This is a genomic window from Burkholderia stabilis, from assembly GCF_001742165.1.
In the GTDB taxonomy this organism is placed as follows: domain Bacteria; phylum Pseudomonadota; class Gammaproteobacteria; order Burkholderiales; family Burkholderiaceae; genus Burkholderia; species Burkholderia stabilis.
Genome location: NZ_CP016443.1, coordinates 2,700,896 through 2,715,166, shown reverse-complemented (window position 1 = coordinate 2,715,166; position 14,271 = coordinate 2,700,896). Strand labels below are relative to the sequence as shown.

15 protein-coding genes are annotated in these 14,271 nt (G+C 67.3%); 10 read left to right on the top strand and 5 right to left on the bottom strand.

What is annotated here, in order from left to right; translation table 11 throughout:
- The first annotated feature begins 600 nt into the window (after positions 1–600).
- Positions 601–2,229, top strand: coding sequence for an NADP-dependent glyceraldehyde-3-phosphate dehydrogenase (locus BBJ41_RS30005; RefSeq protein WP_069749801.1), 1,629 nt, complete (start codon positions 601–603; stop codon positions 2,227–2,229).
- A 75-nt stretch (positions 2,230–2,304) separates the two neighbouring features.
- Here the strand turns inward: BBJ41_RS30005 and BBJ41_RS30000 are convergent, their stop codons facing one another.
- Positions 2,305–2,937 carry a LysE family translocator gene (locus BBJ41_RS30000; protein WP_069749800.1) on the bottom strand — a complete coding sequence of 211 codons (633 nt, stop codon included), beginning with the start codon at positions 2,935–2,937 and terminating at the stop codon, positions 2,305–2,307.
- Between the two features lie 584 nt (positions 2,938–3,521).
- On the opposite strand from BBJ41_RS30000, the gene BBJ41_RS29990 reads away from it, so the two are divergent.
- The 6 genes from BBJ41_RS29990 (at position 3,522) to BBJ41_RS29965 (ending at position 9,154) form a co-directional block, all read left to right on the top strand.
- Positions 3,522–3,845 (top strand): DNA-binding protein, encoded by a 324-nt coding sequence (locus tag BBJ41_RS29990; RefSeq protein WP_069749798.1) that lies wholly within the window; start codon positions 3,522–3,524, stop codon positions 3,843–3,845.
- 79 nt (positions 3,846–3,924) lie between these two features.
- Positions 3,925–4,143: a hypothetical protein gene (locus BBJ41_RS29985; RefSeq protein WP_069749797.1), complete on the top strand. Its 219-nt coding sequence runs from the start codon at positions 3,925–3,927 to the stop codon at positions 4,141–4,143.
- 1 nt (position 4,144) lies between these two features.
- Positions 4,145–4,699, top strand: coding sequence for a hypothetical protein (locus BBJ41_RS29980; protein ID WP_069749796.1), 555 nt, complete (start codon positions 4,145–4,147; stop codon positions 4,697–4,699).
- Positions 4,700–4,806: 107 nt separating this feature from the next.
- Positions 4,807–5,292 (top strand): hypothetical protein, encoded by a 486-nt coding sequence (locus BBJ41_RS29975; protein WP_069749795.1) that lies wholly within the window; start codon positions 4,807–4,809, stop codon positions 5,290–5,292.
- A gap of 242 nt (positions 5,293–5,534) precedes the next feature.
- Positions 5,535–6,998, top strand: coding sequence for a PepSY-associated TM helix domain-containing protein (locus BBJ41_RS29970; protein ID WP_069749794.1), 1,464 nt, complete (start codon positions 5,535–5,537; stop codon positions 6,996–6,998).
- Between the two features lie 38 nt (positions 6,999–7,036).
- Positions 7,037–9,154: a TonB-dependent receptor gene (locus tag BBJ41_RS29965; protein ID WP_069749793.1), complete on the top strand. Its 2,118-nt coding sequence runs from the start codon at positions 7,037–7,039 to the stop codon at positions 9,152–9,154.
- Positions 9,155–9,232: 78 nt separating this feature from the next.
- Here BBJ41_RS29965 and BBJ41_RS29960 read toward each other — a convergent pair whose 3' ends face one another.
- From BBJ41_RS29960 to BBJ41_RS29945, 4 genes are all read right to left on the bottom strand, one after another.
- A complete protein-coding gene (locus tag BBJ41_RS29960; RefSeq protein ID WP_069749792.1) occupies positions 9,233–9,598 on the bottom strand; it encodes a copper resistance CopC family protein in 366 nt (121 codons plus the stop codon).
- Positions 9,599–9,613: 15 nt separating this feature from the next.
- Positions 9,614–10,531, bottom strand: coding sequence for a hypothetical protein (locus BBJ41_RS29955; protein ID WP_069749791.1), 918 nt, complete (start codon positions 10,529–10,531; stop codon positions 9,614–9,616).
- 108 nt (positions 10,532–10,639) lie between these two features.
- On the bottom strand, positions 10,640–11,023 hold the full coding sequence (locus BBJ41_RS29950) for a DUF2946 domain-containing protein (protein WP_069749790.1): 384 nt from the start codon (positions 11,021–11,023) through the stop codon (positions 10,640–10,642).
- Positions 11,024–11,217: 194 nt separating this feature from the next.
- Positions 11,218–12,462, bottom strand: a complete 1,245-nt coding sequence (locus BBJ41_RS29945; RefSeq protein ID WP_069749789.1) for an NADH:flavin oxidoreductase/NADH oxidase family protein — start codon at positions 12,460–12,462, stop codon at positions 11,218–11,220.
- 77 nt (positions 12,463–12,539) lie between these two features.
- Here BBJ41_RS29945 and BBJ41_RS29940 point away from each other — a divergent pair, with 77 nt between their 5' ends.
- The 3 genes from BBJ41_RS29940 (at position 12,540) to BBJ41_RS29930 (ending at position 14,254) form a co-directional block, all read left to right on the top strand.
- A complete protein-coding gene (locus BBJ41_RS29940; protein ID WP_069749788.1) occupies positions 12,540–12,998 on the top strand; it encodes a MerR family transcriptional regulator in 459 nt (152 codons plus the stop codon).
- A gap of 85 nt (positions 12,999–13,083) precedes the next feature.
- A complete protein-coding gene (locus BBJ41_RS29935; RefSeq protein WP_069749787.1) occupies positions 13,084–13,779 on the top strand; it encodes a hypothetical protein in 696 nt (231 codons plus the stop codon).
- A gap of 154 nt (positions 13,780–13,933) precedes the next feature.
- Positions 13,934–14,254 carry a DUF1330 domain-containing protein gene (locus BBJ41_RS29930; protein WP_069749786.1) on the top strand — a complete coding sequence of 107 codons (321 nt, stop codon included), beginning with the start codon at positions 13,934–13,936 and terminating at the stop codon, positions 14,252–14,254.
- Positions 14,255–14,271 lie beyond the last annotated feature (17 nt).

Below are 14,271 nucleotides of genomic sequence, written 5' to 3'. Positions count from 1 at the left end.
GACGGCGTGGGTTCAGCGGAAGAAGAATGCGGTCGCAATCGGCGCATCACGCGTTGCGTGCGATGGCGATCGGACAAAAAGTGGAATTCGGAAATTCGAAAACGAAGGGAATTTGAAAGGATCACGAATGATCGGGTGATGCCGGCGATACGCGTTCGATGTCCGGTGCGCGCCGGGTCGGGCAACCCCGACCCGGCGCTCCGGGCAGCCGACCTCGCTTCGGCGACGCGGCGGACCTTCTTCTGTTCTTCACTACGTCTGCTCTCTCAGGCTCACTTCATTTTTTTCTTCGCCGCGCCGCGCCATTATCCGCTCAAACCCGCCAGAGTGAAACGTTTGCGGGTGCCCCGTACGCGTTATACCGGCCATTCGGCAACAGTCTTTCCAAATGCTTACGATTAACGCGACGCCGCTCGGCAAATCTTGCATTCACGGCGGCGTTCCTTTTTAATGGAACTGGTTCCATTCGCCGATTCGGCCATGTTCTCGCGTGACGCTCCGTCGCGCGCGCGTCATCATGCCGATTCAGGATCGAGGATCGCCCCCGCTCAGGATTCGCATCGCCCGTCCTTCCCGGACACCCCGTCAAACGAGACCGTCATGCCCGATTCCGCCTCCCTGCAGCATCTGTTTCCCGCCTATCAGGACATCCCCGCCGAGTTCCGGCTCGCTTCGCCGATCCACCAGCGCGTGTCGCTCGTCGACGGCGAATTGCGGCCCTGGGACGGCACGACCAAAACCGTGCTGTCGCCCGTGTGCGTGCGCCAGGCGGACGGCAGCGTCGAGCAGGTCGAGATCGGCAGCTATCCCGTGATGGGCGAAACGGAAAGCGACGCGGCGCTCGACGCTGCTGTACGCGCATACGACTCGGGCCGCGGCGAGTGGCCGACGATGAAGGTCGAGCAACGCATCGCGTGCATGCAGGAGTTCATCAAGCGGATGGTCGCGCAGCGCGAGCTCGTCGTGAACCTGATCATGTGGGAGATCGGCAAGAGCCTCGCCGATTCGCAGAAGGAATTCGACCGCACCGTCACGTACATGACGCAGACGATCGACGCGCTGAAGGAGCTCGACAACGCGAATTCGCGCTTCGTGATCGCGGAAGGCACGATCGGCCAGATCCGCCGCACGCCGCTCGGCGTCGTGCTGTGCATGGGCCCGTACAACTATCCGCTGAACGAAACCTTCGCGACGCTGATCCCCGCGCTGCTGATGGGCAACACCGTGGTGTTCAAGCCGCCGCAGTACGGCACGCTGCTGTTCGAGCCGCTGCTCGAGGCGTTCCGCGACGCATTCCCGAAAGGCGTGATCAACACGATCTACGCGCCGGGCGCGGTGGTCGTGCCGCACATGCTCGCATCGGGGAAGATCAACGTGCTCGCGCTGATCGGTTCGAGCAAGGTGGCCGACCACCTGAAGAAGCAGCACCCGAAGTCGCACCGGCTGCGCGCGATCCTCGGCCTCGACGCGAAGAACGCGGCGATCGTGCTGCCCGACGCCGATCTCGACCTCACCGTGAAGGAATGCCTGCTCGGCGCGCTGTCGTTCAACGGCCAGCGCTGCACCGCGCTGAAGATGCTGCTCGTGCACCGCTCGATCGTCGATGAATTCCTGAAGCGCTTCACCGCCGCGCTCGAACAGTTGAAGATCGGCATGCCGTGGGAGAAAGGCGTCAGCATCACGCCGCTGCCCGGCATGCATCGCACGGCGTACATGACGGATGCGATCGACGACGCGAAGGCCAGGGGCGCGCAGGTCGTCAACGCGTCGGGCGGCGAGTTCAGCAAGACGCTGTTCTATCCGGCCGTCGTGTATCCGGTGTCCGAAGGGATGAAGCTGTATCGCGAGGAACAGTTCGGGCCGATCATTCCGGTCGCGCCGTTCGACGACGTCGACACCGCGCTCGACTACGTGACGACGTCGGATCACGGCCAGCAGGTCAGCATCTTCGGTTCCGATCCGGCGCAGATCGGCGCGCTCGTCGATCCGCTCGTGAACCAGGTGTGCCGCGTGAACATCAACTGCCAGTGCCAGCGCGGGCCCGACGTGTTCCCGTTCGCGGGCCGCAAGGATTCGGCGGAAGGCACGCTGTCGGTGAGCGACGCGCTGCGCGCGTTCTCGATCCGCTCGATGGTCGCGGCGAAGCAGACCGAAGGCAGCAAGCAGCTGCTCGATTCGATCGTGTCGGATCACTACTCGAAGTTCATCAATACGGGCTTCATTTTCTGAATCTGAAGCCATCTCGATGCCGGAACCCGCTGCCGCGCGCCCGCGCGGCGCCGGGTTCCGGCAAGCATTGCGCGGCTACGCGTTCGACACCAGCAGCCTGATCCCCGCCACGCCGAACACGACGGCAAGACACGCTTCCATCGCACGGCGGCCGCGCACGTACAGCCGGCGCGCGCCGTCCATCGAGAACACGAGCGCATAACCGCCGAACACCAGGCAGCCGATCACGAGGCAGCCCGGCACGACCGCGCCGTGCGACGCGCCAGCGCCGTTCGACGACAGCGCGACGATCGACACCCACACGAGAATGGCTTTCGGATTGGTCAGGTGCAGCATCGCGCCGCGCACGTAGAAACGCGACAGCCGCTGCCCGTGCGCCGCGTTCGGCGACGCCGCCGCCTTGCCCGACCATGCCATGCGCCCCGACTTGAATGCCAGCCACAGCAGGTACAGCCCGCCGAAGATCTTGATCGCGACCAGCAGCTTCGACCACGCGAGCAGCGCGGCCGACACGCCGAGCGCCGCCACCGACGCCCAGAACATCGATCCGGAAATGACGCCGAGCGCGAACGCCAGCGCCGCCTTGCGCCCCTGGTTCGCGGCGACCGACATGATCGCGAGATTGCTCGGCCCCGGGCTGGCCGTACCGATGAAATAGGCCGTGTAGGCCAGCAGCAGATTGGCCGAGAAGAAACCGTGGGCGCTCATGTCGAACCTCGGAGGAAGGATCCGGAGATTGTTGGCAAATGCGTGCCGCCTGCCCATGGACAGTTGGCCCGCGATTCGCTGGGCCAGTTGAAGGGCCTCGCAATCGAATCGCCGGCCGTGAGCGAAACCGTCTCGGTTCTGAAACACCTGGCGCATGCATCGCGGGTTTGCGCCGCACGATGGAACGCGTCGCGTTGCCGCCTCCGGCCGGCCGAACGCTTGGCAGACGCGAGGCGGCACGCTTCGTGCCGTCCGCCGGCCGAAACGCACGACACGTTTTATCTCGGCGTTACGTTACATCCGTGAAGCATTTCGCTTCGGCGAACCGCGCCATGCGGCCGATGCGCATCGCGCCGCACGTATGGATGCCTTCCTCGACTGCCTCTGCAACCCAGTATCGGCGGGACTCGCCGCCCGCGCCGCAGCACCGCTCAACATTGCTCAACAATCGGATCGCGGCGCTGGTACGGAACCTGCATTCCGTTCCGGTGAAAGCCGCGCCGGTCACCGCGCGGACACGAACCCACCCTCGGGCGCGTCCACCGGAAGCGCCCGAACGATCCGCACAAGCAACGAGGCACTTCATGGATGCGCTGCCCAATTCGTCCGACACGTCGTTCCAGCTCTTTCTCGCGAAACTGCTCGAACAGCCGCTGCCCGACTGGACCGAGAAACAGCAGATGGAACTCGAGATGGCGCGCACGCTGTCCACCGAAATGGTTCACCTCGCCGAAGACATGCGCGGCCGCACGCCCGATCTCGCGCGCTGCCTCGTGCTGCTCCGTTACGCGAAGGTGCTCGACTTCATGCTGACGTCGCTCGCCGCGCACCGCGACATTCATCCGCAGACGCTGCGCACGCTGTTCCGGCTCGCGAACCTGAAGGTCGACGATGCGTATCCGGCGTGAGCCGGCTTGACGAATCGGCTGCCGAAGACGGCAATCACGGCCACGTCCCATTCGAGCCCATGCCCGGCATTCTTGTCGCGTGAGCCCCCGGAACCGGAAATCCCGGCTGGCCGGTGAGCTCGGCGTCTTCGTCAAGCGATACGGGCGAAAGGCGCAGAAGCATCTCGACCCCAACGATCGCCGCTACGATCACGACGTCGAGCGCGCGATGAGACGGCTGTCGCCGGCCGACCTTTCCGCGCTGCTGTCCGCCGACGACGAACGCGAGGACGCCGCCGCGACCGGTTCCGCCCATTGACATGCAACCCGTGAACGCCGCCGACTTCGACCGGATCTGGCCGACCATCTGCGATACGCCCGCCTGGTCCGTGACGAAAGGCCAGGGCAGCTTCCTCACGTTCGAGTTCGGGCAACCCGAACTGGAGGTCCGGGAGCCACGGGCCGGCTCGCCCGACCTGTCCGCCGCGGCTCGGGACAGGCTCGCGTCGCGGCGCGTGACGGTCGCCGGCAACGGCCATCTGTGGATCTGCTACTGCCACTGGTCGATCGCGCTCGACGGCCGCGAGTTCGCACACAGCGAATCGCGGTCCGGCGACATCGCGGCCGCCGCGCAACGTCTCGACGGACAGATCCTGCAATCGCTCGCGCCCGGCGCCGAACCGGGTGCGTGGGCGTTCGACTTCGACCTTCGCGGCAAGCTGACGACCTGGCCGTACGGCGACGATCCGTCCGACGAACAATGGCACCTGTTCGACCGGCGCTCGGGCAACGTGCTGACTGCGCGAGCGGACGGCACCTGGTCGTACGGCCCGGCCAACGATCCGCCGGGCGAAGGGCCGTTCCGCCCGGCCTGACTGCCGCCACCGCGCGCCGCGATCCGCTTCCGGTCGCATGCGGGCCGATACCGCGCATCAGCACCGCGGCCGGCCCCGCCCCGCAAACGGAGGTACAATCGCGCGCCATGAACGCACTTCGCCGCTTCCTGCTCCGGCAAGGCGTCGCGCGACAGCTGCTGTGGGGGTTCCTCCTCGTGACGCTGCTGTCCCGCGCGCTGATGTCGGGCGCCGTGATGCTCGATCCGGACGGCCCGGATGCGGGCTCGGTGGTGCTGTGTTCGGGCCGCGGCCCGCTGATCGTCAGCGTGGCCGCACTGGCCGCCCGTTTCGATGCCGCCGCGCCGATCACGCCGGCCAACGATGCGCTGGCGCTCGTCGATGCGCTCAAACACGACGCGCATGCCGGCAAGACCGCATCCTCCGGAAACGGAGACGGCCTCTGCGCATTCGGCGCCGCGCTGTTCACGGCGCTCGCCTCGTTCGTCCTGCTGGTGCTGTTGTTCCCCGCCGCGGCTCCGCGGCGTTTCCGGATTCACTTCGACTGTCCTCCCGTCGTGCGATCGATATTCGACGATCGCCCGCCCTCCCGCGCCCCTCCGCTGTTCTGCTGAACGTCCCGCCCAGCGGCTCGTGCACGTCGATGTGCATGAGCCTTCATGCCGTTCGTTTCGCACCATCCGAATCAAGCGTTCACCCGAATGCCCGCGTCGCGCGGGCGACGCCGCCATGCGCTTCGCCTGCGCATGACGCCGCGCCGCCCGTTCCGGCTGCGCGCGCAGGCGGGTGGGCCGCACGTTGACGACCGCCGGCCCGCGCCGGCCCGGTCGATCGACGACCACGAGGAGCTGACATCATGTCGACCACCGTCGAGCGGGCGATCTCGCCCGCCCGTTCCGCAAGCGCCGGTTACCGGACGCTCTGGCGCTGGCACTTCTATGCCGGCCTGTTCGTCATGCCGTTCCTGGTGATCCTCGCGATCACGGGAACGCTCTATTGCTTTCAGCCGCAGATCGAGCCGCTGCTGTATCCGCACCGGCTGATCGTCGAACCGCTGGCCAAGCCAAGGCTCGACCCCGACACGCTGCTCGCCCGCGCGCGTACCGCGATGCCGGCCGGCGCAACGCCGGTGTCGGTCCAGGTATCGACCGCGCCGGACCGCAGCGCCGAGTACGTGTTCCGGCTCCGTGACGGCAGCCGCGAGAGCGTGTACGTGAACCCGTACGACGGCAGCGTGCTCGGCACGCTGAGCGTCGAGAACCGTTTCATGCAGGTCGACCGGATGCTGCATCGCAAGCTGCTGATCGGCAAGACGGGCGAGCTGCTGATGGAGCTCGCCGCGTGCTGGACGTTCGTGATGATCGGCACCGGCATCGCGCTGTGGTGGCCGCGCGGCACCGCGCGCGTCGGGCGCGCCCTGCGGCCCGACCTGTCGCTGCGCGGCCGGCCGCTGTGGAAGAGCCTCCATGCGACGGCCGGCATCTGGCTCGCGGCCGGCACGATCGCCTTCATCCTGACGGGGCTGCCATGGTCGGGCTCGTGGGGCAAGAACTTCAAGGCGCTCGCCGCGACCGTGAACCTCGGCGCGCCGGAAGGCGCATGGGGCGGCGCGTCGGTGCGCTCGACGCGCCCGGGCGCTGCCGCGATGCCCGCACCCGCGCAGGCCGCTGCATCGTCCGGCCATCACCATGAATCGGACGCGTCGATGCCGGGAATGGTGATGGACGACCTGCCGCTGCCGCAAACGCCGTGGGCGGTCGGCAACGTGCCCGTTCCGCATTCGCCGTCGGCGCCGACGCCGGCGCCGCTGCCGCTGGCCCGCGCGATCGCGATCGTCGCAGGGCTCGGCGTGACGAGCGGCTACACGCTCGCGTTGCCGTCGGGCGCCGACGGCGTGTTCACCGCGTCGTACTTCCCGGCCGACCCGAAGGCGGAGCGGACGATCTACATCGACCAGTACAGCGGCGCGGTGCTGAAGGACATCCGCTACGACGACTACGGCGCGGTGTCGCAGGCCGTGTCGTACGGCACGTCGCTGCACATGGGCCGTTACTTCGGGCTCGCGAACCAGATCATCTGCGCGGTGCTGTCGCTCGGGCTGGCCGCGATGGCCGTGACGGGCACGGTGATGTGGTGGAAACGCCGCCCGGCCGGAAAGCTCGGCGCGCCGTCGCGCGAACGCGGCGCGCCGCCGATGCGCGGCTGGATTGCGGGACTCGTGCTGCTCGGCATCGTGTTCCCGTTGACGGGTATCACGATCGTCGCGGTCTGGTTGATCGACCGCCTGCTGTTCGGCCGTGCAGCGCAGGCCGCAGCGTGAGCGAAAAACGCATCCACCGATCCGAAGGAAACCGAAACATGAAGTTCAGATTGATACTGCCCGCCGCCGTTTTCGCCGCCTTCGCACCGGCCGGGCAAGCGCAGGAAAGCGACGTCAAGGGCGCCAGCGCGACGCTCGCGCCGATTCGCGTCGACGCGCAGAAGCCCGCCCCGCTCACACGGCCGCTCGACACCGGCAGCCATCTCGGCCTGTCGGCGTTCGAAACGCCCGCGAGCGTCGAGCAGATCGACCGCGCGACGCTCGACACGCGCGGCGACAGCTCGATCGTCGATGCGGTGAGCCGCGCGACCGGCATCAGCGAATCGCCGCATCCCGGCAACGGCGGATCGGAGCTCGGCGCGCGCGGCTTCGTCGGCGCGTCGTCGGTCACGCAGCTGTACGACGGCGTGCGTCCGTACGGCGCGATCGGCGTCACGTTCCCGTTCGACACGTGGTCGGTCGATCATATCGACGTGCTGCGCGGCCCGGCTTCGGTGATCTACGGCGAAGGCGCGATCGGCGGCGTCGTCAACATCGTGCCGAAAAAGCCGACGCGCACGCCGATCCGCAACGAACTGCAGGTCGGCGGCGGCACCGAAGGCACGGCGCGCGCCGCGTTCGGCAGCGGCGGCGCGATCAACGACAAGCTGTCGTACCGCTTCGACATCAGCGGCAACCGCTCGTCGAACTGGGTCGATCGCGGCAATTCGCGCAACCTGTCGATCTCGGGCGCGCTGCGCTACGACGTGACGCCCGACCTGTACGTGACGGCGTCGTACGCTCAGGGCTTCCAGCATCCGATGCAGTATTTCGGCGTGCCGCTCGTGAACGGCGCGCGCGATCGCGCGCTCGACAAGAAGAACTACAACGTCGGCGACAGCGACATCGCGTTTCGCGACAGCTGGGCGACGGTGTCCGCGAACTGGCAGCCGAGCGACAGCCTGAACGTGACGAGCACGCTGTACCGGATGAAGAGCAACCGTCACTGGAAGGACGCCGAGTACTACACGTACCTGCCGTCGACCGCGCAGGTCAAACGCAGCAGCTTCACGGAAATCTTCCACGACCAGGAACAGTACGGCAACGTGACGACGGCCACCGTGAGCAGCGCGCTGTTCGGGATGCGCAACACGTTCTCGGCGGGCGCCGAGTTCAATCACACGACGTTCCAGCACGACAACAACTCGCCGTACTCGGGCACGTCGACGGTCGATCCGTTCAACTTCGATCCGGGCAGTTTCATCAACGTTGCAGGCACGTACCCGAAGTACCGCAGCCAGGCGAACCAGTACGCACTGTTCGCCGAGAACCGGCTCGAAATCACGCCGCGCTGGTCGGTGATCGGCGGGCTGCGCTACGACCATGCGAGCGTGAACCGCGACGATCTCGTGAACGGCGGCGCGTTCACGAAGGTGTTCGCGAACACGGGCTGGCGCATCGGCACCGTGTACGACGTGCAGCCCGGTCTCGCCGTGTACGGGCAATACTCGGTCGCGGCCGATCCGATCAGCTCGCTGCTGTCGCTGAATGCGTCGAAGGCGAACTTCACGCTCGCGACCGGCCGTCAGATCGAGATCGGCGTGAAGCAGTCGTTCCTCGACGGCAAGGCCGAATGGACGCTCGCCGCGTACCGGATCGTGAAGAGCAACCTCGTGACGGCCGATCCGCTGAACCCGAACCAGTCGATCCAGGTCGGCCAGCAATCGTCGCGCGGGCTGGAGGCGACGGTCGGCGCGGAGATCGCGAAGGACTGGCGCGTCGACGCGAACGTGTCGATCCTGCGCGCGAAATACGACGATTTCCAGCAGACGTCCGGCGGCACGACGATCTCGCGCGCGGGCAACGTGCCGGTGTCGGTGCCGCAGCGGCTCGCGAACCTGTGGGTGAGCTGGCGTTTCGCGCCGGACTGGACGGGCATTGCCGGCGTCAAGTACGTCGGCAAGCGGTTTGCCGATACCGCGAACCAGCTGGTGATGCCGTCGTACACGACCGTCGACCTCGGGCTCGCATGGAAGCCGCGCAAGGACACGACGATCACCGCGCGCGCGTACAACGTGTTCAACCGCCGCTACGTGCAGTCCGCGTACTACAACGAGACGCAGTACCTGCTCGGCAACGACCGACGGCTCGAAGTGCTGATGAACTACCGGTTCTGATGCCGCGCGGCATGACGTGACGCAACGTCATGCGGCACGTTCGCCGGCGCATGCGCGCGGCGAACGTGCCGAGCATCGTCACTTCACCGTGAACGCGTAATGCCCCTGCGTGCGATGGCCGTCGAGCGCGACGGCCACCCACGCGACCGTGTAGACGCCCGGCGTCAACGGGCTCAGCGCGACGGACATGTGCTTCCTGTTCGACGCATCGACTTCGGCGTTGCCGTTCGTGACGGACCGGCCCTGCGCATCGGTCACGGCGATCGAGCTGAACGCAGGCTCGAGGCCGTCGTCGAAATCGATCGCGACACGCTTCGGCGACGCGGTCACGGTCTCGCCCGCGGACGGCGCCTGATGCGTCGGAAACGCATGCGCGTGCGCGAGCTGCACGCCGGCGAGCAACAGCACGGCGGCCGCCGCGCGCATCGTGGTCAGGACGTTCATGCGGTTTCTCCTCGATCAGAACAGCGGCTTGCCGAGCGAGCCGGGGAACAGGTCGTCGAAATACAGATGCGCATCGAAGATCACGCCGACATGGTTGCCGCTCGCGCGATTGACCGGAATCTGCGCCTCGACGCCGAACTGCCCGTAGCGATTGACCCACAGTACACCCGGGTTGATCGTTCCGGTCGTCTGCCCCGAACACGCCCCCGCCGTGCACGTACTCATCGGCGCCTCGACGACGAAGATCATGTTGCTCAGCGGCTGCGGCAGGCCGAGGTTCTTCACCTGCTGCTGCAGGTACGGGATGCTGTATTGCAGCGTCACGCCCCAGCCGAGCGCATTCGGGCCCTGGTCCGACGATGCCGTGGTCAGGTTCGGCCCGAGCTCGGCCGTCACCGCGAACGGGCGCAGGTAACCGAGCGACGCGGGCAGATCGCCAAAGCCCTTGCCGACATAAACGGCCGGCGTAAACGTCGAGTACGGATTCGCGATCGACTTCGCGCCCGTGCCGCCGATCTCGGCCTTGAGACCGACCGACGCCATCAATTCGTGCGCGGGATTCACGTACGCGAGGTACTTCACGCCGAGCGTCACGTTGTCCCAGCCCTTCGCGGAGCCGCCGTCCGGCGCGTTCTGCGACACGTACTGGCTGGCGACGCTGAACGCGAGGTTCTTCGTGATCAGCTTGTCCCACTCGTACGACACGGTGTTGACGTTGAGGGTGTTGCCGCTGTCGTCGGTGCTCTTGATGTGGCCGAACTGCGTGTCGAATTCGTCGCCGACGCCCGGGTCGTCGACCGTCATCGTCGCGGGAAAGACGCGATCGCCGACCACGGCGTGCGCGTTCGCGAATGAAGCATGGGACAGGCCGACGATCGCGGCCAGCAGCGCGGCGCAGGCGCGAGGCGCGTGCCGTTCGGTAAAGCGGGGCATGTGTGTGTTCTCCGGTTGTCGTTCGATGCCGTCGCGCACGCGCGCGACGAACGACCGCCCGCTTCGGTCGTGAAGCGGCGGCGTGTCGGATGAAAGGATCAGACGAACTCAGGAGAACGCGGGCGGCGCGCGCGATTGCGCGACGGTGTGGACGACACGAATGCGCGCCGGAATCGATGCCGACACGACCGGCATCTGCGAGCCCGCAACCGGCACGTCGAACGCAACCGGACGGCCCGGCAGCACGCTCGCATGCGCGACGAAGCTGCAATAAGGACACGCTTGCCAGTGCGCGTTGGCGTGCGGTGCGGGCTTGCGGTCGTCGTGCGCAACCGGTGCTTCGTCGAGGCCGGCCGAGCAATAGACGGCCAGCGCGTCGACGAGCCGGTGACGCGACGCCATCATCTGCGAAACCGCGGGGGCGAGCGCCATCATCAGGATTGCGATCAATCCGATCAGGCTGCCGGGTTTGCGGAAACGGGCGACGTGCATGACGCGCGACGATGGCGGAGTGCGATGAAGGTGGCGAATTATGCCACGCGAAAATCGCAATCAGGCGCCGGAATAATGCAGTAAACGAACCCGATATTTCAGCAAGCAATCCGAAAGTATCGGGCTCGAAAGAAGGCCCGCCGAGTGGCGAGCCGATCAGTCTGAAGCAGGTGTTTCAGACACGCACGCGCGCGTCACGCACGCGGTGCCGCCACACGTCCGGCCATCCACTTCCGATAGCGCCGCGTCTGGCACTGCGCGGCCAGTTGCTGCTTGACCAGCGCGCGCAGCGGCGACACCTGCGGCTTCGTGCGCCGCCCTTTGCTGAGCCGCGTGAGCTGGAACTTGACGACGGCCATGTTGGCCAGCGCGCCCAGCGCCTTGTTCTTCCAGCGGATCGGCTGCAGCACCGGCGCAACGTCCTTGCCGGCGCGCCAGTCGCGCGGCAGGTTCGGCTCGATCGACAGCGCGGTCGCGATGCCGACCATCGCCACGCCGCTGTCGACCACCTGCTCGGCGACCGCGCGGCGGCGGATACCGCCCGTGACCATCAGCGGCATCCGCGCGACGGCCGTGATGTCGCGCGCGAATTCGAGGAAATACGCTTCGCGGGCGAGCGTGCGCCCGTCGCGTGCTTCGCCCTGCATCGCCGGCACTTCATAGCTGCCGCCCGACAGTTCGACGAGATCGACGCCGAGCGGATTCAGCAGTTCGACCACGCGCTTCGCATCGTCCGCGCTGAAACCGCCGCGCTGGAAATCGGCCGAATTCAGCTTCACCGCGACGACGAACCCGGGCGACACCGTCGCGCGCACGTCGCGCACGATGTCGAGCAGCAGGCGCGCGCGATGCTCGATGCTGCCGCCCCACTGGTCCTGCCGGCGGTTCGCCAGCGGCGACAGGAACTGGCTCAGCAGATAACCGTGCGCCGCGTGGATCTGCACGCCCGTGAAGCCACTTTGCTCCGCGAGCTGCGCGGCGCGCACGAAGCGCTGCTGCACGTCGGCGATATCGGCCGGCGTCATCTCCTTCGGCACCGGGAACTGCTTCGACAACGCGCCGAGCTCGAGCGGCACGGCCGACGGCGCGAGCGTCGTCTGGCCGAGCGCCGCCTGCATCTGGCGCCCCGGGTGATTGATCTGCATCCACACGTGCGCGCCGCCCGAGCGCGCGATCTGCGCCCAGCGGCGAAAGCGCTCGAGATGCGCGTCGCTCTCGAGCACGACACCGTTCGGCCCCGTCATCGCACGGCCGTCCACCATCACGTTGCCGGTCAGGATCAGGCCGACCTGGCCGTCGGCCCACGCCTGGTACAGGCGCAGCAACGCATCGGACGGCGCGTGGTCCGCATCGGCCATGTTCTCTTCCATCGCGGCCTTGGCCAGCCGGTTCGGGATCACCGCACCGTTGGGCAGTGTCAGGGGCGTAAACAGGTTCATGGAGGGCATCCTCGATTGACGATGCCCAACGATAACTTTAAAGTCAACTTTAAGGTCAAGCCCCTTTGGAGCACTGCATGAAAATCGGCGAACTGGCGCGCGCGAGCGGCATCGCTGCGTCGCGCATCCGCTTCTATGAAGCGAGCGGCCTGCTCGAGCCGGCGCGCCGGCAGGCGAACGGTTATCGGGAATACGGGCCGGAAGCGCTGACGCGGCTCGCGATCATCGACCGCGCCCAGCGCGCGGGTTTCGCGCTCGACGAGATCCGCACGGTGCTGCCGCCCGATCTCGGCGCGTGGCCGCGCGACGAACTGCTCGTCGCGCTGCGGCACAAGGTCGACGAAATCGCGCTGCTCGAACAGCGGCTCACGCAGAACCGGCAGCAACTGCAGGCGCTGATCGACGAAATCGAACACAAGCCCGCCGGCGAGGATTGCGCAGGCGCCGCGCAACGCATGCTCGACCGGTTGTGCGAACAGGCCAGCGAGCCGCTGGCGCCGGCGCCCGTCGCACGGCCGGCGCGCAAGCGCGCGTGACCGATCGCACTGCGTCACCCGCCGCTCAACCGGCCCGCGCCGCGGCGGCTCCCTTTCCTTTTCGCGACTTCATGACCCGATCCGCATGACGATCCCCCGCATTCGAGGATTTCTCGTCGCCGCGCTGCTGACGTTCGGCATCGGCGGCGCTTTCGCCGCACCGTGCGGCGACACGCCTTCGTCGATCCGCTGCCCGGACACGCCCGATCTTCCGGACGACATCGTCGCGCAGCTTCCCGCCGGCTACGAAGCGCTCGATGCCGCGTCCGGCCGCCTGACCGACGGCGCCCGCACCGGTTACGTGGTCGTCGCGCACCGGCCCGGCGACTCGATGGCCAACCCGTCGCTGCGTCCGCTGCTGATCTTCCTGCAGGGCAAGGACGGACACTACCGGCTGGCAGCCAGAAACGACACCGTCATCATGAAAGCCGACGCTGGCGGGATGGGCGACCCGTATCTCGATGGCGTCGCCGAGAACGCGCTCACGGTCGAGCCGCGCGCATTCACGGTCGAACAGGGCGTATTCGCGGGACCGAGCCATTGGCGCGACCGCGTGACCTTTCGCTACGACGTTGCGCGTCGCACGTGGGTGTTCCATCGGGAAGTGTTCCGGAACTGGCGGCGCAACGACGATCCGAACGGCGATGCGCTGAAGGCCGACCCCGTTCGCGTCACGCGGGCCGATGCGGCAAGGATCGTCGCGTTCGACGCATGGCGGCCGAGCGACTGGTGCGAATCGGGCGAGCGGCGCGAGACCGATCCCGTGTGCCGCACCCATTGAGATTGCGGCGGGCCTGACACCCGCCTGCGATGCCCGCCCGCCGGCCGGCACGGCGCGGCGTCACGCGATTTGCTTACGTCGCAGGTAATCGACGCGCACCGCCCGCGCCGCGATCATGGCTCCATCGACCTGCGTCACGCCAAGGAGCCCCGTCATGACCGCCTACGCCATCGCCCACCTGCACGACGTCGACATGTGCGACGACATCGTCGAATACCTCGAACGCATCGACGGCACGCTCGCACCGTACGACGGCCGTTTCGTGATCCACGGCGCGCGGCCGGAAGTACGCGAAGGCGCGTGGCGCGGCGACCTGATCGCGATCGCGTTTCCCGATCTCGGCACGGCGCGCGCGTGGTACGAATCGGATGCGTACCGGCAGATCCAGCCGTTGCGCGCGCGGCATGCGAGCGGCCCGCTGATCCTGATCGACGGCGTGGACGAACGGCACAAGGCGACCGACATCCTGCGGTGAACCTCGACGCTTGCGGC

Excerpts from the sequence above, each read along its gene's own strand:
- BBJ41_RS30005 (WP_069749801.1), top strand. The coding sequence starts at position 601 with ATGCCCGATTCCGCCTCCCTGCAGCATCTGTTTCCCGCCTATCAGGAC.
- BBJ41_RS30000 (WP_069749800.1), bottom strand. The coding sequence starts at position 2,937 with ATGAGCGCCCACGGTTTCTTCTCGGCCAATCTGCTGCTGGCCTACACG.
- BBJ41_RS29990 (WP_069749798.1), top strand. The coding sequence starts at position 3,522 with ATGGATGCGCTGCCCAATTCGTCCGACACGTCGTTCCAGCTCTTTCTC.
- BBJ41_RS29980 (WP_069749796.1), top strand. The coding sequence starts at position 4,145 with ATGCAACCCGTGAACGCCGCCGACTTCGACCGGATCTGGCCGACCATC.
- BBJ41_RS29975 (WP_069749795.1), top strand. The coding sequence starts at position 4,807 with ATGAACGCACTTCGCCGCTTCCTGCTCCGGCAAGGCGTCGCGCGACAG.
- BBJ41_RS29970 (WP_069749794.1), top strand. The coding sequence starts at position 5,535 with ATGTCGACCACCGTCGAGCGGGCGATCTCGCCCGCCCGTTCCGCAAGC.
- BBJ41_RS29965 (WP_069749793.1), top strand. The coding sequence starts at position 7,037 with ATGAAGTTCAGATTGATACTGCCCGCCGCCGTTTTCGCCGCCTTCGCA.
- BBJ41_RS29960 (WP_069749792.1), bottom strand. The coding sequence starts at position 9,598 with ATGAACGTCCTGACCACGATGCGCGCGGCGGCCGCCGTGCTGTTGCTC.
- BBJ41_RS29955 (WP_069749791.1), bottom strand. The coding sequence starts at position 10,531 with ATGCCCCGCTTTACCGAACGGCACGCGCCTCGCGCCTGCGCCGCGCTG.
- BBJ41_RS29950 (WP_069749790.1), bottom strand. The coding sequence starts at position 11,023 with ATGCACGTCGCCCGTTTCCGCAAACCCGGCAGCCTGATCGGATTGATC.
- BBJ41_RS29945 (WP_069749789.1), bottom strand. The coding sequence starts at position 12,462 with ATGAACCTGTTTACGCCCCTGACACTGCCCAACGGTGCGGTGATCCCG.
- BBJ41_RS29940 (WP_069749788.1), top strand. The coding sequence starts at position 12,540 with ATGAAAATCGGCGAACTGGCGCGCGCGAGCGGCATCGCTGCGTCGCGC.
- BBJ41_RS29935 (WP_069749787.1), top strand. The coding sequence starts at position 13,084 with ATGACGATCCCCCGCATTCGAGGATTTCTCGTCGCCGCGCTGCTGACG.
- BBJ41_RS29930 (WP_069749786.1), top strand. The coding sequence starts at position 13,934 with ATGACCGCCTACGCCATCGCCCACCTGCACGACGTCGACATGTGCGAC.